Consider the following 18441-nt stretch of genomic DNA (forward strand, 5'->3'; position numbering starts at 1 on the left):
CTCGCCTGGGTTGTCCCGATGTTGATGACTATAAAAAGAAGCGAGGAAAAAGAATGGCTGACTTTAAAAAGAGAATGAAAAAATAATGGGTGGTCAATAGCACTAAATTGCTGTGATTTTTTATAACTCGTTGAATTTAAAGGTTGGCCGTGTTGTTTTTGATATGATTATTTCGTTTTCGCTATTCCATTTTTACATTTTACAGGGTGACAAAATAAATAACTTTTGCTACGCGAAAAATGGAATTGTGATATTTGTTTGAAAACGAATATCTGGTGATCGCAATTTTTTATTATCCCTAATCTGGCATTTTATTCGTTAGAGTACGCTCCATTATTGCCCTGGAGAATAAACAGAGAGCAATATTTTGCTATAGCAACACGATTTTTCGGGGCAGGTTAACGGCAGATTGCCAACAATTTACAGGTGCCGCTTTTTATAGTGATGCTCGTTGTACTCTACTGCCAGTACGGCGTTGTGCTGGTAAAGACACGAACTCTGCTTAGAAGGTGTCACAATGAACGATTCACTAAAAGCACAATGTATTGCCGAGTTTTTGGGCACCGGGCTGTTTTTGTTCTTTGGTATCGGTTGCCTGAGTGCATTAAAGGTTGCGGGTGCGAGTCTGGGATTATGGGAGATCTGCATCATTTGGGGGCTTGGGATCTCGCTTGCCGTTTATCTCACGGCCGGGATATCGGGCGCGCACCTGAACCCGGCGATTACCATTGCGCTGTGGTTGTTTGCCTGTTTCCCTGGGCGAAAGGTCTTGCCTTATTCCATCGCTCAGGTTGCCGGAGCGTTCAGCGGCGCGCTGTTGGCCTATCTGCTCTACGGTAGTTTATTTACCGAGTTTGAAGCGGCGAACCATATGGTGCGCGGCAGCGTGGAGAGTCTGCAACTTACCAGTATTTTCAGTACCTACCCGGCAGCCGCGCTGAGCGTATGGCAGGCGGCGCTGGTCGAAGTGGTCATTACCTCGATTCTGATGGGGATGATCATGGCGCTGACCGATGATGGCAATGGGGTTCCTAAAGGGCCGCTGGCACCTTTGCTTATCGGTATTTTGGTTGCCGTTATCGGGGCATCTACCGGGCCGCTTACGGGGTTTGCGATGAATCCGGCGCGTGATTTTGGTCCAAAATTATTCGCGTGGTTTGCCGGTTGGGGAGACATTGCCATGACCGGTGGGCGCGATATTCCTTATTTTATTGTGCCGATTATTGCGCCGATTGTCGGAGCTTGCGCCGGAGCTGCGGTTTATCGCTACCTGATTGGTAAAAATTTACCGTGCAATACCTGTAAGCTGGAGGAAAATGGACGTTAACACGACAGGATGTATGTATTTTTGAAACACGTAAAATCATTTCGTGATCTGGTTTCACGAACTGGTCAAAACGTCTCCCACGGATGGGAGACTTTTGTTATTGTCCCTTATACTTTTTTATCACTAATACAGTATGGTGATGATGAAAGGTAAATGTGAAATAAATGTTCTATTTGCAACAATAAATTAACTGAGGGGTTTTATCATGATTTCTGCGAGTGCCCTGAACTCAGAACTCATTAATAAAATCGCACAGGATTTTGCACAAGCCACCAGTCTGGCGGTCGTGGTTGTCAATATTCACGGTGATGAAATTTCTGAGTTATTCAATTTCACGCCTTTTTGTCAGCTAATGCGTCAACATCCTCAACACAGTATTCGTTGCCGTATGAGCGATCGCTGCGGGGGGCTGGAAGCGTCAAAATCAGATCAGCCCTGTATTTATCGTTGCCATGCCGGGCTAACCGATTTCTCCATTCCTTTGGTGATTGCCGGTCATCTGGTGGGGTTTGTGTTATGCGGTCAGGTACGTTTAAGCGATGATGTCGGACTGGTTGATATTCTTAATGTCGATGATCGCTGGCAGGCCGATCCTGAACTGTTGAATGAGTTCCGAAACGTCCCCGAAATGGACTACGCGCGGGTGATAGCCTCTGCGGATCTGCTGAAGCTGATTGTGGAAAATTGCCTTAAAAAACAACTTAATTTTGTTGTTATCAAAGACAATCCGCCGCAAGCGGAACCTGCTCGTTCGCAACGTGGGCCCAATCCCCACGACAGCAAAATGAAGAAAGCGTTACGCTACATTGACGCGCATTTATCGGACGATCTTCGCCTTGAAGATGTCGCTTCTCACGTCTACCTCAGCCCGTACTACTTTAGTAAGTTATTCAAGAAATATCAGGGAATCGGTTTTAATGCCTGGGTAAACCAACAGCGCATGGCCAGCGCCAGAGAGCTGCTTTGTCACAGTGACTGGAGTATCGCCAGCATTGCACGTAATTTAGGCTTTTCTCAAACCAGTTATTTTTGCAAAGTGTTCCGTCAGACCTATCAGATCACGCCACAGGCTTTCCGTCAGCAAATAAATGATAATTCGTCCGCCGAGTCCGCATAAATAGCAATATTTTGCTATTGCCGATTTTTGATATCGTATTGTATGTCAGTCATTATAAAATGAAAAAAACTATAGCAGAGCAATAAATTGTCATAGCGCAACAAAATAATGTTATCTGAAGGATAAACTGAGCCAGTTTTTATTTTTGTGATGAGATACAGTGTCATTATGAATAGGTTTCATTATTCTTTTGCGCAGTGTTTCATTCAAAACAGGCGTCATTACACCATTGCGTTGGCATAATGGCGAGTAACAGGTAATTAAAATTTAATTGTCGTTATGAGCGAGAAAGTGATGCTCATAACATCAGCCGACAGGTTTGGCACATTTGTGTCAGGGAAGGGGGTGAGAATCCCCCGCAGCCCCCGCTGCTGTGATGCTGACGACCCCGTAAGACCACTGATCGCAAGATTGGGAAGGACGGGCGAGGAGGACGCTAAGCCAGAAGACCTGCCTGTCGGTATTTACCAACAACTTCGGTGGGAAGTGGGTTGCTCAGTAGCGTACAGTCGAAAGACTGGGGTAATACGCAGCTAAACAATACCTCTACCACCCTGAACAGGATCAGGGTATGGCGGCAAAGCTTCACGCATTTATTCTCGCAGGAACCGGAAGCGGCTGTGGTAAAACCACCGTCACGCTTGGTCTGCTGAGTCTGCTGAAAAGACGTGGAATGCGTGTTCAGCCATGCAAAGTCGGCCCTGATTATCTCGATACCGGCTGGCATACGGCAGTATGCGGCAGTGCGTCCCGTAACCTCGACAGCTTTATGCTCCCGGAGCCCGTGCTTAACGCGCTGTTTTGTGAACACATGCAGCAGGCGGACGTCGCGGTGATCGAAGGCGTGATGGGACTCTATGACGGCTATGGCACCGACCCTAACTACTGTAGTACGGCGGCGATGGCGAAACAGCTGGGCTGCCCCGTGATTTTACTGGTGGACGGTAAAGCCGTTTCTACCTCCATTGCCGCAACGGTAATGGGATTTCAGCACTTTGATCCTGACCTCAATATCGCTGGCGTGATTGTTAATCGCGTTAATAGCGAAACTCACTACCAACTCCTGAAAACGGCGATTGAACGCTATTGTTCGCTACCGGTGCTTGGCTATGTTCCCGGAGTGGAAGGCGTGGCGTTGCCGGAGCGTCATCTGGGGCTGATTACCGCGCGTGAGTCCGTCGTTAATCAACAGCCGTGGCAGGATTTTGCCGATACGCTTGAACGAACGCTGGACATTGATGCGCTTCTTTCCCTGAGTCAGCTAACCGCGCTGCCTGCTGGCGAGTGGCCGGCGTTACCCGACCCGCAGGCGGGAAAAGGACTTACCGTTGCCATCGCGGATGACGAAGCGTTTAACTTTTACTATCCCGATAACATCAAACTGCTGGAACGTACCGGCGTAACGATGACGCGTTTCAGTCCACTGCATGACAGCACGCTGCCGGAATGCCAGATGATCTGGCTGGGAGGCGGATACCCCGAGCTACACGCCGCCGCGCTGGCGGCGAACACCCCAATGCTGGCGCAAATGCGCGCCGCCCATCAGCGCGGCGTGGCGATTTACGCAGAGTGCGGCGGGCTGATGTACCTCGGCAGTACCCTGGAGGACGCCAGTGGAGAGATTCACCGGATGGTGGATGTGATTCCGGGGCACAGCAAAATGGGGAAACGGTTGACCCGCTTCGGCTACTGCGAAGCGCAGGCCAGAGAGCAAACGCTGCTGGCGGCGGCAGGCGAAGTGCTGCGTGGACATGAGTTCCACTATTCTGATTTTCTCCCGGAAAACCCGGCGGTGATGGCGTGCCGTAAAGTCCGCGATGGTAAGACATTGCAGGAATGGTCTGGCGGCTGGCAGGTGGGAAATACCTTCGCAAGCTACCTTCACGTTCATTTCGCACAACGCCCTGCAATGCTGAACCACTGGCTGGCGGCAGGAAGGGAGGCGCTATGACCGTGCTTGCGTGGTGTATCGCCTGGCTTCTTGATTTCGTTATTGGCGATCCGCAGAACTGGCCGCATCCGGTACGCTGGATTGGCAATTTAATTTCAGCAACTCAACGTGTTGTGCGGCGTTACTGCCATAGCGACAGATCGCTGCGCATTGGCGGAGCGGTGATGTGGCTGGTGGTGGTCGGCATGACGTGGGCGGTTTCCTGGGGCGTGCTGGCGCTGGCGAGCGAGATCCATCCCTTGTTTGGCTGGCTGGTAGAGATCTGGATGATTTTTACCGTGCTGGCTGGCCGCTGTCTTGCGAATGCTGCCCGCGATGTTGAACGCCCGCTGCGGGCGGGCGATTTAGCTGAAAGCCGCGAGAAGCTGTCATGGATTGTCGGACGGGATACCTCACAGTTACAGCCTGAACAGGTTAATCGTGCCGTGGTGGAAACGGTCGCCGAGAACACCGTAGATGGCATCATCGCCCCGCTTTTTTTCCTCTTTTTGGGCGGCGCGCCGCTGGCAATGGCGTACAAAGCCGTAAATACCCTCGATTCAATGGTTGGCTATAAACACGAAAAATATCGCGCCATTGGTATGGTCAGCGCCCGTCTGGATGATATTGCGAACGTTATCCCGGCGCGTCTGAGCTGGCTGCTGCTGAGCATTGCCGCGACGTTGTGTCGTTACGACGGCTATCGCGCCCTGCATATCGGCTGGCGGGATCGCTACAACCACAGCAGTCCTAACTGCGCGTGGTCAGAAGCCTCTGTTGCTGGTGCGCTGGGTATTCGTCTTGGCGGCCCGAATGACTACTTTGGCGAGCGTGTTGAAAAACCCTGGATAGGCGACGCGCAGCGCGGCATTTCAGTAGATGACATTTCCCGAACGATTCGATTGATGTGGGTAGCCTCGACCCTGGCACTGGCGCTGTTTATCGCCGTACGGTGCCTGCTGGTTGGCGCAGCCTGAGGATAACAGACGATGCAATATATTCAGCAGCCCCAGGCGATTGAGGCCAAAAGTTTCGACATCATTGGCGAGATCATTCGCGAGACACGCCCGGAGTATCAGTTTGCCAGCCCGCTTCACGAAGCGATCATCAAGCGGGTGATTCACACCACCGCCGACTTTGACTGGCTGGATATTCTCTGGTTTTCCGATGACGCGCTGGAGCGACTCTGCGCGGCGCTGAGTCGCCCATCCATTATCTATACCGATACCACAATGGCGCTTTCCGGCATCAATAAAACATTGCTGGCGACGTTTGGCGGTGAATGCCGTTGCTATATCAGCGATCCGCGAGTTGTGGCGGAAGCAAAAGCGCAGGGGATTACCCGATCAATGGCGGCGGTGGATATCGCCGTGACGGAAGAGAGTGAAAAGGTGTTTGTGTTCGGCAATGCGCCGACGGCGCTGTTCCGGTTGCTTGAGCATGACGTTGCTGTGAGCGGCGTGGTAGGCGTACCGGTCGGGTTCGTCGGGGCGGCGGAGTCTAAAAATGCGCTGACGAAAAGCGCGTTGCCAGCTATCGCGGCGCTGGGGCGTAAAGGAGGAAGCAACGTCGCCGCCGCGATCGTAAACGCCATGCTCTATTACTTGCAGGGGGCGCGATGAGCGATCAATCCTTCGACGCGCCTGTCTGGCACAACGGCAAAGCGTTGCGAAAAGGGTATACCACCGGATCGTGCGCGACCGCTGCGGCAAAGGTCGCCGCGTTGATGGTGTTACGCCAGCATCTGATTTATCAGGTCTCCATCGTTACGCCGTCCGGGGTGACATTGTGCCTGAACGTCGAGTCGCCGCACATCGAAGGGCGGCAGGCGATTGCCGCGATCCGTAAGGACGGCGGCGATGATGTCGATGCCACGCACGGAATGCTGATTTTTGCCCGCGTAACGCTGAACGATAGCGGCGAGATTACGTTGCAGGGCGGAGAAGGTGTGGGAACCGTGACGCGTAAGGGAATTGGACTGCCGGTGGGCAGCGCGGCGATTAATCGTACTCCGCGCCATACCATTGAGTCTGTAGTACGCGAAGCGATAGGCCCGGCGCGGGGAGCGGATATTGAAATTTTTGCCCCGGAGGGGGAAGAACGGGCGCAGAAAACCTATAACGCGCGCCTCGGTATTCTGGGCGGTATTTCGATCATTGGAACCACCGGCATTGTCACTCCGATGTCGGAGGAAAGCTGGAAACGCTCGCTGTCGCTGGAGCTGGAAATCAAACGCGCCGCCGGTCTGGAACGCGTTGTGCTGGTGCCGGGAAACCACGGCGAGCGTTTTGTGCGCGAACAGATGGGGATCGACACGCAGGTTGTCGTCACCATGAGCAATTTCGTCGGCTACATGATTGAAGAAGCGGTACGTCTGGGATATCGCCATATCGTGTTGATCGGCCATCCCGGTAAGTTGATTAAAATAGCCGCGGGGATTTTCCACACTCACAGCCACATCGCAGATGCCCGCATGGAAACCCTGGTGGCGCATCTGGCGCTGCTTGGCGCGCCGCTTGAGTTACTGACCCGGGTCAGCGACTGCGACACCACCGAAGCGGCAATGGAACACATTGAAGCATACGGTTTTCAACATATTTACAACCATCTTGCGCAACGCATCTGTATGCGCGTGATGCAGATGCTGCGCTTCACGAAAACGCCACCTACCTGCGACGCCATCATGTTCTCTTTTGATAACCAGATCCTCGGTAGCAATCGTCCAATCGAAGAGATTGTGGAGGAGATGCAATGCTAACGGTAGTGGGCATGGGGCCGGCAGGGCTGCATTTGATGACGCCAGCGGCACGCGAAGTCGTGGCGGATGCCGATGTGCTGGTGGGAGGAAAGCGTCATTTATTGCAGTTTCCTGCGTTCACCGGCGAACAGTTTGTTCTGGGCGCCAATATTGCGGAATTGCTCAACTGGATTGCCGGGCAGCAGGACAAACGCATCGTGGTGCTGGCGTCCGGCGATCCGCTGTTTTACGGCATCGGGACGCGCATGGTGGCCCATTTTGGCATTGAGCGGGTGCGCATTATTCCCGGTATCAGCGCAGTGCAATATCTGTGCGCGCAATCGGGTATCGATATGAACGATATGTGGCTGACCAGCAGCCACGGTCGCAGCGTCTGTTTTGATGAGCTGGCGCGTCATCGCAAGGTCGCGATGGTGACGGATGCCCGCTGCGGGCCGCGAGAAATTGCGACGCAGTTAATGGCGCGCGACAAGGGGCATCGCTGGATGGTGATAGGCGAAAACCTGGCAATGGAAAACGAGCGGATTCACTGGCTGCGCGTCAGTGAAGTCAATGCCGACTATGACATGAACGCAGTGGTGATCCTTGATGAAAGATGAGCTTTTTCTACGTGGCGAGAACGTGCCGATGACCAAAGAAGCGGTTCGCGCGCTCGCGCTCTCAAAACTTGATTTGCACCGTGCCAGCCATCTGATTGACGTAGGCGCCGGGACCGGGAGTGTGTCGATAGAGGCGGCGTTACAGCACCCTTCGCTGCACGTTACGGCGATTGAACGTAACCCGGCAGCCCTGCGGTTGCTGGATGAAAACCGCCAGCATTTTGCCTGCGGCAATATCGACATTCTGCCGGGTGAAGCGCCGATGACGATGACCGAAAAAGCGGATGCGGTGTTTATGGGCGGGAGCGGCGGCCATCTGACGACGCTGATTGACTGGGCTATGCGGCAATTGCATCCCGGCGGCCGTCTGGTGATGACCTTTATCCTTCAGGAAAACCTGAATACTGCGCTGGAATATCTGACACAGATTGGCATCCATGAGGTGGATTGCCTGCAAGTGCAGGTGTCGTCACTCACTCCCCTCGGCAATGGCCACTATTTCAAACCGAATAATCCTGTTTTTGTTATCGCCTGTCAGAAGGAAGAGAACCATGTCTGAGACATTTGATCCCCGCTGTGTATGGTTTGTCGGCGCAGGTCCGGGCGATCGTGAACTGATCACGCTTAAAGGTTATCGCCTGTTGCAGCAGGCGCAGGTCGTTATTTATGCCGGATCGCTGATTAATACTGAGCTGCTGGACTATTGCCCGCCAGGTGCTGAGTGCCACGACAGCGCCGAACTGCATCTGGAGCAAATTCTGGATCTGATGGAAGCGGGCGTGAAAGCCGGAAAAACGGTCGTACGCCTGCAAACGGGCGATGTGTCGCTGTACGGCTCCGTGCGTGAGCAGGGCGAAGAACTTACCCGGCGCGGCATCGACTGGCAGGTAGTGCCGGGCGTCAGCGCGTTTCTCGGCGCTGCTGCGGAGCTGGGGGTGGAGTATACCGTCCCGGAAGTTTCGCAAAGCCTCATCATTACCCGCCTGGAAGGGCGTACTCCGGTGCCGGAACGTGAACAACTGGAGTCCTTCGCCAGCCACCAGACGTCAATGGCGATTTATCTCTCCGTGCAGCGTATTCACCGGGTTGCCGAGCGGCTGATTGAAGGCGGCTATCCGACCACCACGCCGGTGGCGGTTATCTACAAAGCGACCTGGCCGGAAAGCCAGACCGTGCGCGGCACGCTGGCGGATATCGGCGACAAAGTACGTGAGGCGGGTATCCGTAAAACGGCGCTCATTCTGGTCGGGAATTTCCTGGGGGATGAGTATCACTACTCAAAACTCTATGCGGCGGACTTTAGCCATGAATACCGTAAAGCCTGAATCTATAGCCCTGTTTTGTCTGACGCCCGGCGGCGTACAGCTTGCGAAGCGGCTGGCGGCGATGCTGCCGTTAACCTGCTTTACCAGTGAGAAACTGCTGGAAGACGGGTTTATGCCCTTCGAAGGCGGATTTGCACAATCGGCCCGCGATGCGTTTGCTAACTATTCGGCGCTGATTTTTATCGGTGCGACCGGCATCGCGGTACGCGTGCTGGCGCCGCTGGTAAACGACAAATTCAGCGACCCGGCGGTGGTGGTGATCGACGAGCGAGGCCAGCATGTGATCAGCCTGCTCTCTGGTCATGCGGGGGGCGCCAATGCGCTGACCCGCTATCTGGCGGGCATGCTCGGCGCCGATCCGGTTATCACGACGGCGACTGACGTTAACGATATGGCGGCGCTTGATACGCTGGCATTTCAGCTCAATGCCCGGATGACCGATTTCCGCTCGGCGGTAAAAATCGTCAACCAGATGCTGGTCAGCCACCAGCGCGTCGGGCTGTGGTGGGATGAGGAGCTGGCAGACGATGTCAGTCACTGCGATCGACGCGGGTTCATCACCGTGACCGACCTGCATCAACTTCCCGAGCTTGATGCGCTGATTTGCATCACTTTGCGCAATGAATTGCCAGAAATACCCGTCCGACACTGGAAGCTGGTGCCGCAGCGGGTGGTCGCCGGAATCGGCTGTCGCCGCGACACGCCGTTCCCGCTGCTGGCAGCGCTGCTGGCGCGACAGCTGGAGGCGCAGAAATTTGATCCGCTGGCGTTGAAAGCGATTGGCAGCGTCTCGCTCAAAAAAGATGAGCAGGGATTAATCCAGCTTGCCTCCTGCTGTCGCGTTCCCTTCGAAACCTTTACCGCTGACGCGTTGCGTGAGCATGAACATCGCTTCCCGGCCTCCAGATTTGTGCGGCAAACCGTCGGTGTGGGCAGCGTATCCGGCCCGGCGGCCTGGCTGTTAAGTCACGGAAAACTGTCTGGCGAAACCCTGCGCGAACAGGGCGTCACTATTACTTTGGGAGTTTCACACTGATGTTAAGCGTAATTGGAATTGGCCCTGGCTCGCAGGCAATGATGACGATGGAAGCCGTAGAAGCCTTACAGGCGGCGGAAATTGTCGTTGGTTATAAAACGTACACCCATCTGGTAAAAGCCTTTACCGGCGACAAGCAGGTGATCAAAACCGGAATGTGCAAAGAGATCGAACGCTGTCAGGCGGCGATTGAACTGGCGCAGGCCGGACACAATGTGGCGCTGATCAGCAGCGGCGACGCGGGGATTTATGGCATGGCGGGGCTGGTGCTGGAACTGGTCAGCAAACAGAAGCTGGACGTTGAAGTGCGGCTGATCCCCGGCATGACCGCCAGTATCGCGGCGGCCTCCCTGCTGGGCGCGCCGTTGATGCACGATTTCTGTCATATCAGCCTGAGCGATCTCCTGACGCCGTGGCCGGTCATCGAAAAACGGATTATCGCCGCCGGAGAAGCAGACTTCGTGATCTGTTTCTATAACCCGCGCAGCCGTGGCCGTGAAGGCCATCTGGCGCGTGCTTTTGAACTGCTGTCCGCCAGCAAAAACGCGCAAACGCCGGTTGGCGTGGTGAAGTCGGCCGGGCGTAAAAAGCAGGAAAAATGGCTGACCACGCTCGGCGATATGGATTTTGAGCCTGTCGATATGACCAGCCTGGTGATTGTCGGCAACAAAGCCACTTACGTACAGGATGGTCTGATGATCACGCCGCGAGGTTACGTACTGTGAGTTACGGCGACGTGCTGGTTATGGGCGGCACCAGCGATGCCCGGATGCTGTGTCAGCAACTGGATGCAGCAAAGGTGGCATACACCCTGTCGGTTGCCACGCCGACAGGAAAGCAGCTGGCTGGCGACATTAAAGGTCAGATCCGCTGCGGACGTCTGGAGCCAGAGGAGATGGTGGCCTGGCTGAAAGCGCACCGCACGCGTTGGGTCATTGATGCGTCGCACCCGTATGCCGAGGTCGTCAGCCGCAACATTATGCACGCCTGTGAACGCGCGGGGGTGTTGCTGAGCCGCTACCAGCGCCCGGAACAGCTCAGCGAGCTTACGCACCCGCTGTTGCACCATGTCCACACGATTGCTGAGGCCTGCGATGTGGCGCAGCGCTTTGGCGAACGCGTTCTGTTAACGACCGGAAGTAAAGATCTGGCGACCTGGCGAGCCGGGTTGCCGCACAAAAAACTGCTGGCCCGCGTCTTACCTGTTCCTGAGGTCATTCAGCAATGTGCCGACCTGGGATTTGGCGTTGGTGAGATTTTCGCCCTGTGCGGGCCGTTCAGCGCTGAATTTAACGCGGCGTTTTATCGTCAGTGCCAGGCCGATGTCGTGGTGACAAAAGCATCGGGGGCGGAGGGCGGTTATCAGGAAAAAGTTCAACCCTGTCTGGATGCCGGTATCCCCTGCATCGTGATTACCCGCCCGGCAACGCTTGTAACGGGTGATGAGTTACTGGAAAGTCAGGCCGCATTTGCGCAGCGTTTGGCGCGCTGGCTGGCCGCTGCTTAAGGAGTAAGAGATGAAAAAAGCGCTTCTGGTGGTGAGTTTTGGCACCAGCTATCACGACACCTGTGAGAAGAACATTGTGGCCTGCGAACGCGATCTGGCAGCCAGCTGCCCGGATCGCGATCTGTTTCGCGCGTTCACCTCCGGGATGATTATCCGCAAGCTCAAACAGCGTGACGGCATTGAAATCGATACGCCGCTTCAGGCATTGCAGAAGCTTGCTGAACAGGGGTATCAGGATGTGGCGATTCAGTCCCTGCACATTATTAACGGCGACGAATACGAAAAAATTGTGCGTGAAGTTCAGACCCTGCGCCCGTTATTTACCCGTCTTACGCTCGGCGTGCCGCTGTTGAGCAGCCATACCGATTACGCGCAGCTGATGCAGGCTTTACAGCAGCAGATGCCGACGCTTGGCGCGACGGAAAAAGTGGTGTTTATGGGGCACGGCGCCAGCCACCACGCGTTTGCGGCCTATGCGTGTCTGGACCATATGATGACAGCGCAGCGTTTTCCGGCGCGTGTGGGAGCGGTTGAGAGTTACCCGGAGGTGGATATTCTCATCGGGAGCTTACGTCAGGAAGGCGTAACGGCGGTGCATCTGATGCCGCTGATGCTTGTCGCCGGCGATCATGCCATTAACGATATGGCTTCCGATGAAGAGGACTCCTGGAAAACGCAGTTCAACGCCGCAGGCATCCCGGCGACGCCGTGGCTGAGCGGTCTGGGGGAGAATCCGGCGGTACGCGCCATGTTCGTGGCGCATCTGCAACAGGCGCTGAATACGGCCATGGAGGAAGCGGCATGAGTGGAAAGCTGTATGCGTTAAGCACCGGGCCGGGCGCAGCCGATCTGATCACCGTGCGCGCGGCGCGAATACTTGGCTCGCTCGATATCCTTTACGCTCCGGCAGGGCGCAAAGGCGGCGACAGTCTGGCGCTCTCTATTGTGCGTGAATATCTGGGTGAGCAGACGGAAGTCCGCTGCTGCCACTTTCCAATGAGCGCTGACAGCGCGGAAAAAGAAGCCGTCTGGAATGAGGTAGCCGCAGCGCTGGTTCAGGAAGTGGAGGCGGGTAAACAGGTGGGGTTCATCACCCTCGGCGATGCCATGCTGTTCAGCACCTGGGTCTTTTTACTCCAGCGGATCGGCAACCCGGCGTGGCTGGAAATCGTTCCTGGCGTCACCTCGTTTGCCGCCATTGCCGCCCGCGCAAAAACGCCGCTGGCGATGGAACAACAATCGCTGGCGGTGATCTCCTGCACCGCGGCGGAAGAGACAATTCAGCAGGCGTTAAGGCAGCATGACAGTCTGGTACTGATGAAAGTCTACGGTCGTTTCGCGCGTATTAAAGCATTGCTGCAACAGGAAGGTTTGCTGGAGTGCGCCCTGATGATGGCGGAAGCCACGCTGCCCGGTGAGCAGTGCTGGCGTCACCTGAATGAGGTCAGCGACGAGCAGCCGCTGCCCTATTTTTCGACCATTCTGGTCAACAAACAGTGGGAGTATGCAGAATGAAACTTGAACAACAGCTAAAACAGCTGTCTTTCAGCGGGTTAGCTGCGGCGTTATTGCTGATGGTTGTCCCGGAGCAGGCGTTCGCCATGCATATCATGGAGGGATTCCTGCCGCCGATGTGGGCGCTGGCCTGGTGGGTGCTGTTTTTACCGTGCCTGTGGTACGGACTGGTGCGCCTGCGCCGTATCGTGCAGGAAGATAACAACCAGAAGGTGCTGCTGGCATTGTGCGGGGCGTTTATCTTCGTGCTGTCGGCGCTGAAAATTCCTTCTGTTACAGGTAGTTGCTCGCACCCGACAGGGGTAGGGCTTGCGGTGATTTTATTTGGCCCAGGCGTTGTGGCGATCCTCGGGGCGATTGTGCTGCTGTTTCAGGCGCTGCTGCTGGCGCATGGCGGCCTGACCACGCTGGGTGCGAACGGGATGTCGATGGCGGTTATCGGCCCCGTTGTCGGGTATCTGGTATGGCAAATGGCCTGCCGCGCCGGGCTGCGCCGCGATGTTGGCGTCTTTCTTTGCGCCATGCTGGCGGATCTGGTGACGTACTTCGTGACGTCGGTACAGCTTGGGGTGGCGTTCCCGGACCCGCAGGCAGGGGCAATGGGGTCAGTGATTAAATTTATGGGGATTTTCTGCCTGACGCAGATCCCCATTGCGATCGCGGAGGGGCTGCTGACCGTCATGATTTACGACCAGTTGACCAAACGCCGGTTGATTACTGCACAAGGACATTAAGATGAAAAAGACGCTGATATTGTTAGCTATGGTGATTGCCCTGGTGATCCTGCCGTTTTTTATCGATCATGGCGGTGAGTTCGGTGGCTCTGACGGCGAAGCGGAAAGCCAGATCCAGGTGGTGGCGCCGCACTATGAACCGTGGTTCCAGCCATTGTATGAACCGGCCAGCGGTGAAATTGAAAGCCTGCTGTTTACGCTGCAAGGTTCGCTTGGCGCGGCGGTGATTTTCTATATTCTCGGTTACAGCAAAGGCAGACAGCGCCGTGATGACCGGGCTTGATCGACTCAGCTACCAGAGCCGCTGGCTTCATGTTACGCCGGTGCGTAAGTTTTTGCTCTGGTTGCTGATGATGATTCTGGCCTTTACCCTGCCTCCTTTGGGGCAGGGTATTGAACTGGCGCTCATCGCCGGGCTGAGCTGCTGGCTGCTGCGGATTTCGTTCTGGCGCTGGTGTCGCTGGATGGCGATACCGTTTGGCTTTTTAAGCGTGGGCGTGGTGACGATTTTATTCAGCGTGAGCCGCGATCCTCTCTTGTTACTGGCAAGCGTTCCGGTTGGCGATTACTGGCTGGGGGTGACTTCGTCAGGGTTGAATACCGCCAATGAAACCTTCTGGCGCAGCCTAAGCGCGCTGGCGGCGACGTTCTGGCTGGTGTTGAATCTGCCGTTTCCGCAACTGATTATTTTGCTTAAGCGCGCGCATGTGCCACGGCTGCTGACCGAGCAGATCCTGCTGACATGGCGCTTTATTTTTATCCTGTTAGACGAAGCGCTGGCCATTCATCGCGCGCAAACGCTGCGTTTTGGCTATCGTAGTTTGCCGAAAGGCTATCGTTCTCTGGCAATGCTGGTGGGTTTGCTGTTTACGCGTGTGCTTATCCGCTATCAGCAAATGACCACCGTGCTTGATATCAAACTGTATCAGGGTGATTTTCACCTGTAAGGATTCGTATGCTTGCCACCTCCGGTCTCTGGTTTCGCTATCAGGATGAGCAGGTGCTCAAGGGGCTAACGCTGGATTTCTCCCCCCATGCGGTTACCGGGCTGGTGGGCGCGAACGGCTGCGGAAAATCGACGCTATTTATGAACCTGAGCGGTTTACTGCGCCCGCAAAAAGGCGAGGTTTTGTGGCAGGGAAAAGCGCTGGATTACAGTAAGCGCGGGCTGCTGGCGCTGCGCCAACAGGTGGCAACCGTTTTTCAGGACCCCGATCAACAAATTTTTTATACCGATATCGACAGCGATATCGCTTTTAGTCTGCGAAATCTAGGCGTGGCTGAGGATGAGATTGCCCGCCGCGTGGACGATGCGTTGACCCTGGTTGATGCACAGCATTTCCGTCATCAGCCGATCCAGTGTTTAAGCCACGGGCAAAAAAAACGCGTGGCGATTGCGGGCGCGATGGTGTTGCAGGCCCGCTACCTGCTGCTGGATGAACCCACTGCCGGGCTTGATCCTGCCGGGCGCACGCAGATGATCGCGATCATCAAGCGGATTGTGGCGCAGGGGAATCATGTGGTTATTTCCAGCCATGATATTGATCTCATTTATGAAGTCAGCGATGCCGTTTATGTGCTGCGCCGTGGCGAGGTACTGGCATACGGTGAGCCGGGGGAGGTGTTTGCACGCACTGAACTGATCGAACAAGCCGGGCTGACGCAACCGTGGCTGGTCAAACTGCATGCGCAACTGGGGTTGCCGCTGTGTAAAACGGAAGAAGAATTTTTTGGGCGTATGCGAGAGAACGCGCTGAAGGAGGCGTCATGACGCAGGCAGTAATGTTGCAGGGAACGGCATCAGATGTAGGTAAAAGTGTGCTGGTGGCGGGGCTGTGCCGCATCTTTTATCAGGATGGCCTGCGCACGGCGCCGTTTAAATCACAGAATATGGCGCTGAATTCCGGCATCACGCCGGACGGCAAAGAGATGGGACGCGCGCAGATTTTCCAGGCGGAAGCGGCGGGGATTGCGCCGGATGTGCGGATGAATCCGGTCCTGCTAAAACCGACCAGCGATCGGAAAGCGCAGGTGGTGTTGATGGGCAAAGTCGCCACCGATATGGACGCGGTTAGCTACCATGAATATAAGCCGCGTCTGCGTGAGCAGATCCTCACGGTTTACAATAGCCTGGCGCAAGAATATGACGTTCTGGTGCTGGAGGGCGCCGGTAGCCCGGCGGAAATAAACCTGCGTGACCGCGACATCGTCAATATGGGGATGGCGGAAATGGCGCAATGCCCGGTCATTCTGGTGGCGGATATCGATCGCGGCGGCGTTTTTGCCTCTATCTACGGTACGCTGGCGCTGCTGCATGATAGTGAACGCGCCAGAGTGAAAGGGGTGATCATCAATAAGTTTCGCGGCGATGTGACGCTGCTCTACTCCGGCATTGAACAAATTGAAGCGCTGACCGGCGTGCCGGTTCTGGGCGTGATGCCCTGGCTGGAGGTCGATCTTGAAGATGAGGATGGCGTGGCGCTGCAAAAAGGCAAATACCTGCGTACCGATAGGCGTGATATCGACATTGCCGTTGTTCAGGTGCCGCATATCTCGAATTTCACCGATTTCAACGCGCTGGCGGCGCAGCCGGATGTTCGCGTGCGCTATGTGCGCCATCCTGAAGAACTGGCGGGCGCGGACCTGATAATTCTGCCGGGCAGCAAAAATACGCTTGGCGATCTGGTCTGGCTGCGTGAAAGCGCAATGGCGCATGGCGTGTTGCAGGCGCATCGTCAGGGCGTACCGGTGGCAGGCATCTGTGGCGGCTATCAGATGCTGGGCGACACCATTATTGATGAGGTGGAGTCCGGGCTGGGCACGCTCCCCGGTCTTGGGCTGCTTAATACCGTCACGCATTTCGCGCAGGATAAAACCACCACGCAGGTTGAAGGGCAGATGGCCTCTGCGCTGCCGGGATGGCTGGCGGCGGCGTCTGGCCTGGCGGTGCGCGGGTATGAAATTCATATGGGCGAGACGACACTGAATGCACAATGCCAGCCAGCCATGACATTACGCAAAGGCGAAAACGCTATCGCTGACGGCGCGGTAACGGACGACGGACTGGTCTTTGGCACCTATCTTCATGGCTTGTTCGACAGTGATGCGTTCACGCGGGCGCTGGTCAATGGCCTGCGCGTGCGTAAGGGGCTGACGCCGCTGGATCACGCCTTCCATTACGCGCAATATAAATCGCAGCAGTTTGATCTGCTGGCGGATGCGATGCGACAACACATCGATATTGAGAAAATTTATACCATCATGCAACAGCACCGGGAGCCCGTATGATGATTCTGGTGACTGGCGGCGCGCGCAGCGGGAAAAGCCGCCATGCGGAGGCGTTAATCGCGGATTCGCCGCAGGTACTGTACATCGCCACGTCGCAGATTTTTGATGAGGAGATGGCGGCGCGAATTCAGCACCATCGGGATGGCAGACCGCCGCACTGGCGAACAGCGGAATGCTGGCGGCATCTTGATGCGCTGATTACGCCAGATAACGCCCCCGAAGAGGCCATTCTGCTGGAGTGTATCACGACCATGGTGACCAATTTATTGTTCGCGATGGGTGGCGATACGGACCCGGACAACTGGGATTACGCGGCGATGGAGCAGGCGATTGAAGACGAAATTCGCGCGTTGATCGACGCCTGTCAGCGCTGTCCGGCTCAGGTGGTTCTGGTGACCAATGAGGTGGGCATGGGCATTGTCCCGGAAAATCGTCTGGCGCGACATTTTCGCGACATCGCCGGGCGCGTCAATCAGCGTCTGGCTGCGGCGGCGGATGAGGTCTGGCTGGTGGTATCGGGTATTGGAGTCAAAATTAAATGAGTAAGTTGTTCTGGGCGATGCTCGCTTTTATTTCGCGTTTGCCTGTTCCGACCCGTTGGTCTCAGGGGCTGGATTTTGAGGAGTATTCCCGCGGTATTGTGACATTCCCGCTAATCGGCATGCTGCTGGGCGCGATTGGCGGCCTGGTGTTTGTGGCGCTTCAGTCCTGGTGCGGCATTCCACTGGCGGCCCTGTTTTGCGTTTTGACGCTGGCGCTGCTGACCGGCGGTTTTCACCTCGACGGTCTGGCGGATACCTGTGACGGTATTTTTTCCGCCCGCCGCCGGGAGCGGATGCTGGAAATTATGCGTGACAGCCGCCTGGGCACCCACGGCGGGCTGGCGTTGATTTTTGTCCTGCTGGCGAAAGTGCTGGTGATTAGCGAACTGGCGCTGAGAGGCACGCCGATGCTGGCGGCGCTGGCGATGGCCTGCGCGGCGGGGCGCGGTGTCGCCGTATTGCTGATGTATCGTCATCGCTATGCCCGTGAAGAAGGGCTGGGCAACGTGTTTATCGGCAAAGTTACCGGGCGACAAACCTGCGTTACGCTGGGATTAACCGCTATTCTCGCGGCGATACTCATGCCGGGGATGCGCGGGGTCGCTGCGCTGGTGATCACTCTGGCGGCAATTTTTATTCTTGGACAATTATTAAAACGCACATTGGGTGGGCAAACCGGCGATACGCTGGGTGCGGCGATTGAACTTGGCGAGTTGATCTTCCTGCTGGCTCTGCTGTGAGCCAGCCAACACGATGAGAACCC

Annotated in this window: 21 protein-coding genes and 1 riboswitch; all 21 genes read left to right on the forward strand. The window is 55.7% G+C overall.

The window, feature by feature from the left end; genetic code table 11:
- Nucleotides 1–517 precede the first annotated feature (517 nt).
- Nucleotides 518–1327 (forward strand): propanediol diffusion facilitator PduF, encoded by an 810-nt coding sequence (pduF, locus tag OGV67_RS07210; protein ID WP_115614737.1) that lies wholly within the window; start codon nucleotides 518–520, stop codon nucleotides 1325–1327.
- 205 nt (nucleotides 1328–1532) lie between these two features.
- Nucleotides 1533–2444 (forward strand): transcriptional regulator PocR, encoded by a 912-nt coding sequence (gene pocR / locus OGV67_RS07215; protein ID WP_012131773.1) that lies wholly within the window; start codon nucleotides 1533–1535, stop codon nucleotides 2442–2444.
- 298 nt (nucleotides 2445–2742) lie between these two features.
- Nucleotides 2743–2916: riboswitch (cobalamin riboswitch) on the forward strand.
- Between the two features lie 99 nt (nucleotides 2917–3015).
- Nucleotides 3016–4395, forward strand: a complete 1380-nt coding sequence (locus tag OGV67_RS07220) for a cobyrinic acid a,c-diamide synthase CobB (RefSeq protein ID WP_012131776.1) — start codon at nucleotides 3016–3018, stop codon at nucleotides 4393–4395.
- On the forward strand, nucleotides 4392–5351 hold the full coding sequence (gene cbiB, locus OGV67_RS07225; RefSeq protein ID WP_115614738.1) for an adenosylcobinamide-phosphate synthase CbiB: 960 nt from the start codon (nucleotides 4392–4394) through the stop codon (nucleotides 5349–5351). The genes OGV67_RS07220 and cbiB overlap by 4 nt, the downstream gene beginning before the upstream one ends.
- Nucleotides 5352–5363: 12 nt before the next feature.
- A complete protein-coding gene (locus OGV67_RS07230) occupies nucleotides 5364–5996 on the forward strand; it encodes a cobalt-precorrin-8 methylmutase (RefSeq protein WP_047462734.1) in 633 nt (210 codons plus the stop codon).
- Complete coding sequence (gene cbiD, locus OGV67_RS07235; protein WP_286465194.1) at nucleotides 5993–7132, forward strand: cobalt-precorrin-5B (C(1))-methyltransferase CbiD; 1140 nt, start codon at nucleotides 5993–5995, stop codon at nucleotides 7130–7132. Before OGV67_RS07230 ends, cbiD begins: the two co-directional genes overlap by 4 nt.
- Nucleotides 7126–7731 carry a cobalt-precorrin-7 (C(5))-methyltransferase gene (locus OGV67_RS07240; RefSeq protein WP_115614739.1) on the forward strand — a complete coding sequence of 202 codons (606 nt, stop codon included), beginning with the start codon at nucleotides 7126–7128 and terminating at the stop codon, nucleotides 7729–7731. The genes cbiD and OGV67_RS07240 overlap by 7 nt, the downstream gene beginning before the upstream one ends.
- Entirely contained in the window at nucleotides 7721–8290 is a 570-nt protein-coding gene (locus OGV67_RS07245) for a decarboxylating cobalt-precorrin-6B (C(15))-methyltransferase (protein WP_047462740.1), read from the forward strand. Before OGV67_RS07240 ends, OGV67_RS07245 begins: the two co-directional genes overlap by 11 nt.
- On the forward strand, nucleotides 8283–9056 hold the full coding sequence (locus OGV67_RS07250; protein WP_012131782.1) for a cobalt-precorrin-4 methyltransferase: 774 nt from the start codon (nucleotides 8283–8285) through the stop codon (nucleotides 9054–9056). Before OGV67_RS07245 ends, OGV67_RS07250 begins: the two co-directional genes overlap by 8 nt.
- Nucleotides 9037–10092: a cobalt-precorrin 5A hydrolase gene (cbiG, locus tag OGV67_RS07255; RefSeq protein ID WP_047462746.1), complete on the forward strand. Its 1056-nt coding sequence runs from the start codon at nucleotides 9037–9039 to the stop codon at nucleotides 10090–10092. The genes OGV67_RS07250 and cbiG overlap by 20 nt, the downstream gene beginning before the upstream one ends.
- A complete protein-coding gene (locus OGV67_RS07260) occupies nucleotides 10092–10817 on the forward strand; it encodes a precorrin-3B C(17)-methyltransferase (protein ID WP_012131784.1) in 726 nt (241 codons plus the stop codon). Before cbiG ends, OGV67_RS07260 begins: the two co-directional genes overlap by 1 nt.
- Complete coding sequence (locus tag OGV67_RS07265; protein ID WP_012131785.1) at nucleotides 10814–11599, forward strand: cobalt-precorrin-6A reductase; 786 nt, start codon at nucleotides 10814–10816, stop codon at nucleotides 11597–11599. The genes OGV67_RS07260 and OGV67_RS07265 overlap by 4 nt, the downstream gene beginning before the upstream one ends.
- 10 nt (nucleotides 11600–11609) lie before the next feature.
- The gene (gene cbiK / locus OGV67_RS07270) at nucleotides 11610–12404 is read left to right on the forward strand and encodes a sirohydrochlorin cobaltochelatase (protein ID WP_115614740.1); all 795 of its coding nucleotides are present in this window, start codon (nucleotides 11610–11612) and stop codon (nucleotides 12402–12404) included.
- Entirely contained in the window at nucleotides 12401–13114 is a 714-nt protein-coding gene (locus tag OGV67_RS07275; RefSeq protein ID WP_012131787.1) for a cobalt-factor II C(20)-methyltransferase, read from the forward strand. Before cbiK ends, OGV67_RS07275 begins: the two co-directional genes overlap by 4 nt.
- Entirely contained in the window at nucleotides 13111–13848 is a 738-nt protein-coding gene (gene cbiM / locus OGV67_RS07280; protein WP_012131788.1) for a cobalt ECF transporter S component CbiM, read from the forward strand. The genes OGV67_RS07275 and cbiM overlap by 4 nt, the downstream gene beginning before the upstream one ends.
- Before the next feature lies 1 nt (nucleotide 13849).
- Nucleotides 13850–14131 (forward strand): energy-coupling factor ABC transporter substrate-binding protein, encoded by a 282-nt coding sequence (locus OGV67_RS07285; RefSeq protein WP_012131789.1) that lies wholly within the window; start codon nucleotides 13850–13852, stop codon nucleotides 14129–14131.
- On the forward strand, nucleotides 14118–14795 hold the full coding sequence (locus OGV67_RS07290; protein WP_012131790.1) for an energy-coupling factor ABC transporter transmembrane protein: 678 nt from the start codon (nucleotides 14118–14120) through the stop codon (nucleotides 14793–14795). The genes OGV67_RS07285 and OGV67_RS07290 overlap by 14 nt, the downstream gene beginning before the upstream one ends.
- Before the next feature lie 8 nt (nucleotides 14796–14803).
- Nucleotides 14804–15619: an energy-coupling factor ABC transporter ATP-binding protein gene (locus OGV67_RS07295; RefSeq protein ID WP_012131791.1), complete on the forward strand. Its 816-nt coding sequence runs from the start codon at nucleotides 14804–14806 to the stop codon at nucleotides 15617–15619.
- Nucleotides 15616–17136, forward strand: coding sequence for a cobyric acid synthase (locus OGV67_RS07300; RefSeq protein WP_049007955.1), 1521 nt, complete (start codon nucleotides 15616–15618; stop codon nucleotides 17134–17136). The genes OGV67_RS07295 and OGV67_RS07300 overlap by 4 nt, the downstream gene beginning before the upstream one ends.
- On the forward strand, nucleotides 17133–17678 hold the full coding sequence (cobU, locus tag OGV67_RS07305) for a bifunctional adenosylcobinamide kinase/adenosylcobinamide-phosphate guanylyltransferase (protein WP_047462761.1): 546 nt from the start codon (nucleotides 17133–17135) through the stop codon (nucleotides 17676–17678). Before OGV67_RS07300 ends, cobU begins: the two co-directional genes overlap by 4 nt.
- Nucleotides 17675–18418 (forward strand): adenosylcobinamide-GDP ribazoletransferase, encoded by a 744-nt coding sequence (gene cobS, locus OGV67_RS07310; protein ID WP_114848172.1) that lies wholly within the window; start codon nucleotides 17675–17677, stop codon nucleotides 18416–18418. Before cobU ends, cobS begins: the two co-directional genes overlap by 4 nt.
- The last annotated feature ends 23 nt before the right edge of the window (nucleotides 18419–18441 follow it).

It is taken from the genome of Citrobacter sp. CK188 (assembly GCF_030333525.1).
Classification (GTDB): Bacteria; Pseudomonadota; Gammaproteobacteria; order Enterobacterales; family Enterobacteriaceae; genus Citrobacter_B; species Citrobacter_B koseri.

Bases quoted from the DNA above. Each gene is read 5' to 3' on its own strand.
- pocR (WP_012131773.1), top strand. From the start codon at position 1,533: ATGATTTCTGCGAGTGCCCTGAACTCAGAACTCATTAATAAAATCGCA.
- cbiK (WP_115614740.1), top strand. From the start codon at position 11,610: ATGAAAAAAGCGCTTCTGGTGGTGAGTTTTGGCACCAGCTATCACGAC.
- OGV67_RS07285 (WP_012131789.1), top strand. From the start codon at position 13,850: ATGAAAAAGACGCTGATATTGTTAGCTATGGTGATTGCCCTGGTGATC.
- cbiG (WP_047462746.1), top strand. From the start codon at position 9,037: ATGAATACCGTAAAGCCTGAATCTATAGCCCTGTTTTGTCTGACGCCC.
- OGV67_RS07300 (WP_049007955.1), top strand. From the start codon at position 15,616: ATGACGCAGGCAGTAATGTTGCAGGGAACGGCATCAGATGTAGGTAAA.
- OGV67_RS07275 (WP_012131787.1), top strand. From the start codon at position 12,401: ATGAGTGGAAAGCTGTATGCGTTAAGCACCGGGCCGGGCGCAGCCGAT.
- cbiM (WP_012131788.1), top strand. From the start codon at position 13,111: ATGAAACTTGAACAACAGCTAAAACAGCTGTCTTTCAGCGGGTTAGCT.
- OGV67_RS07260 (WP_012131784.1), top strand. From the start codon at position 10,092: ATGTTAAGCGTAATTGGAATTGGCCCTGGCTCGCAGGCAATGATGACG.
- OGV67_RS07250 (WP_012131782.1), top strand. From the start codon at position 8,283: ATGTCTGAGACATTTGATCCCCGCTGTGTATGGTTTGTCGGCGCAGGT.
- cbiD (WP_286465194.1), top strand. From the start codon at position 5,993: ATGAGCGATCAATCCTTCGACGCGCCTGTCTGGCACAACGGCAAAGCG.
- OGV67_RS07230 (WP_047462734.1), top strand. From the start codon at position 5,364: ATGCAATATATTCAGCAGCCCCAGGCGATTGAGGCCAAAAGTTTCGAC.
- OGV67_RS07290 (WP_012131790.1), top strand. From the start codon at position 14,118: ATGACCGGGCTTGATCGACTCAGCTACCAGAGCCGCTGGCTTCATGTT.
- OGV67_RS07220 (WP_012131776.1), top strand. From the start codon at position 3,016: ATGGCGGCAAAGCTTCACGCATTTATTCTCGCAGGAACCGGAAGCGGC.
- cobS (WP_114848172.1), top strand. From the start codon at position 17,675: ATGAGTAAGTTGTTCTGGGCGATGCTCGCTTTTATTTCGCGTTTGCCT.
- cbiB (WP_115614738.1), top strand. From the start codon at position 4,392: ATGACCGTGCTTGCGTGGTGTATCGCCTGGCTTCTTGATTTCGTTATT.
- OGV67_RS07295 (WP_012131791.1), top strand. From the start codon at position 14,804: ATGCTTGCCACCTCCGGTCTCTGGTTTCGCTATCAGGATGAGCAGGTG.
- cobU (WP_047462761.1), top strand. From the start codon at position 17,133: ATGATGATTCTGGTGACTGGCGGCGCGCGCAGCGGGAAAAGCCGCCAT.
- OGV67_RS07240 (WP_115614739.1), top strand. From the start codon at position 7,126: ATGCTAACGGTAGTGGGCATGGGGCCGGCAGGGCTGCATTTGATGACG.
- OGV67_RS07245 (WP_047462740.1), top strand. From the start codon at position 7,721: ATGAAAGATGAGCTTTTTCTACGTGGCGAGAACGTGCCGATGACCAAA.
- pduF (WP_115614737.1), top strand. From the start codon at position 518: ATGAACGATTCACTAAAAGCACAATGTATTGCCGAGTTTTTGGGCACC.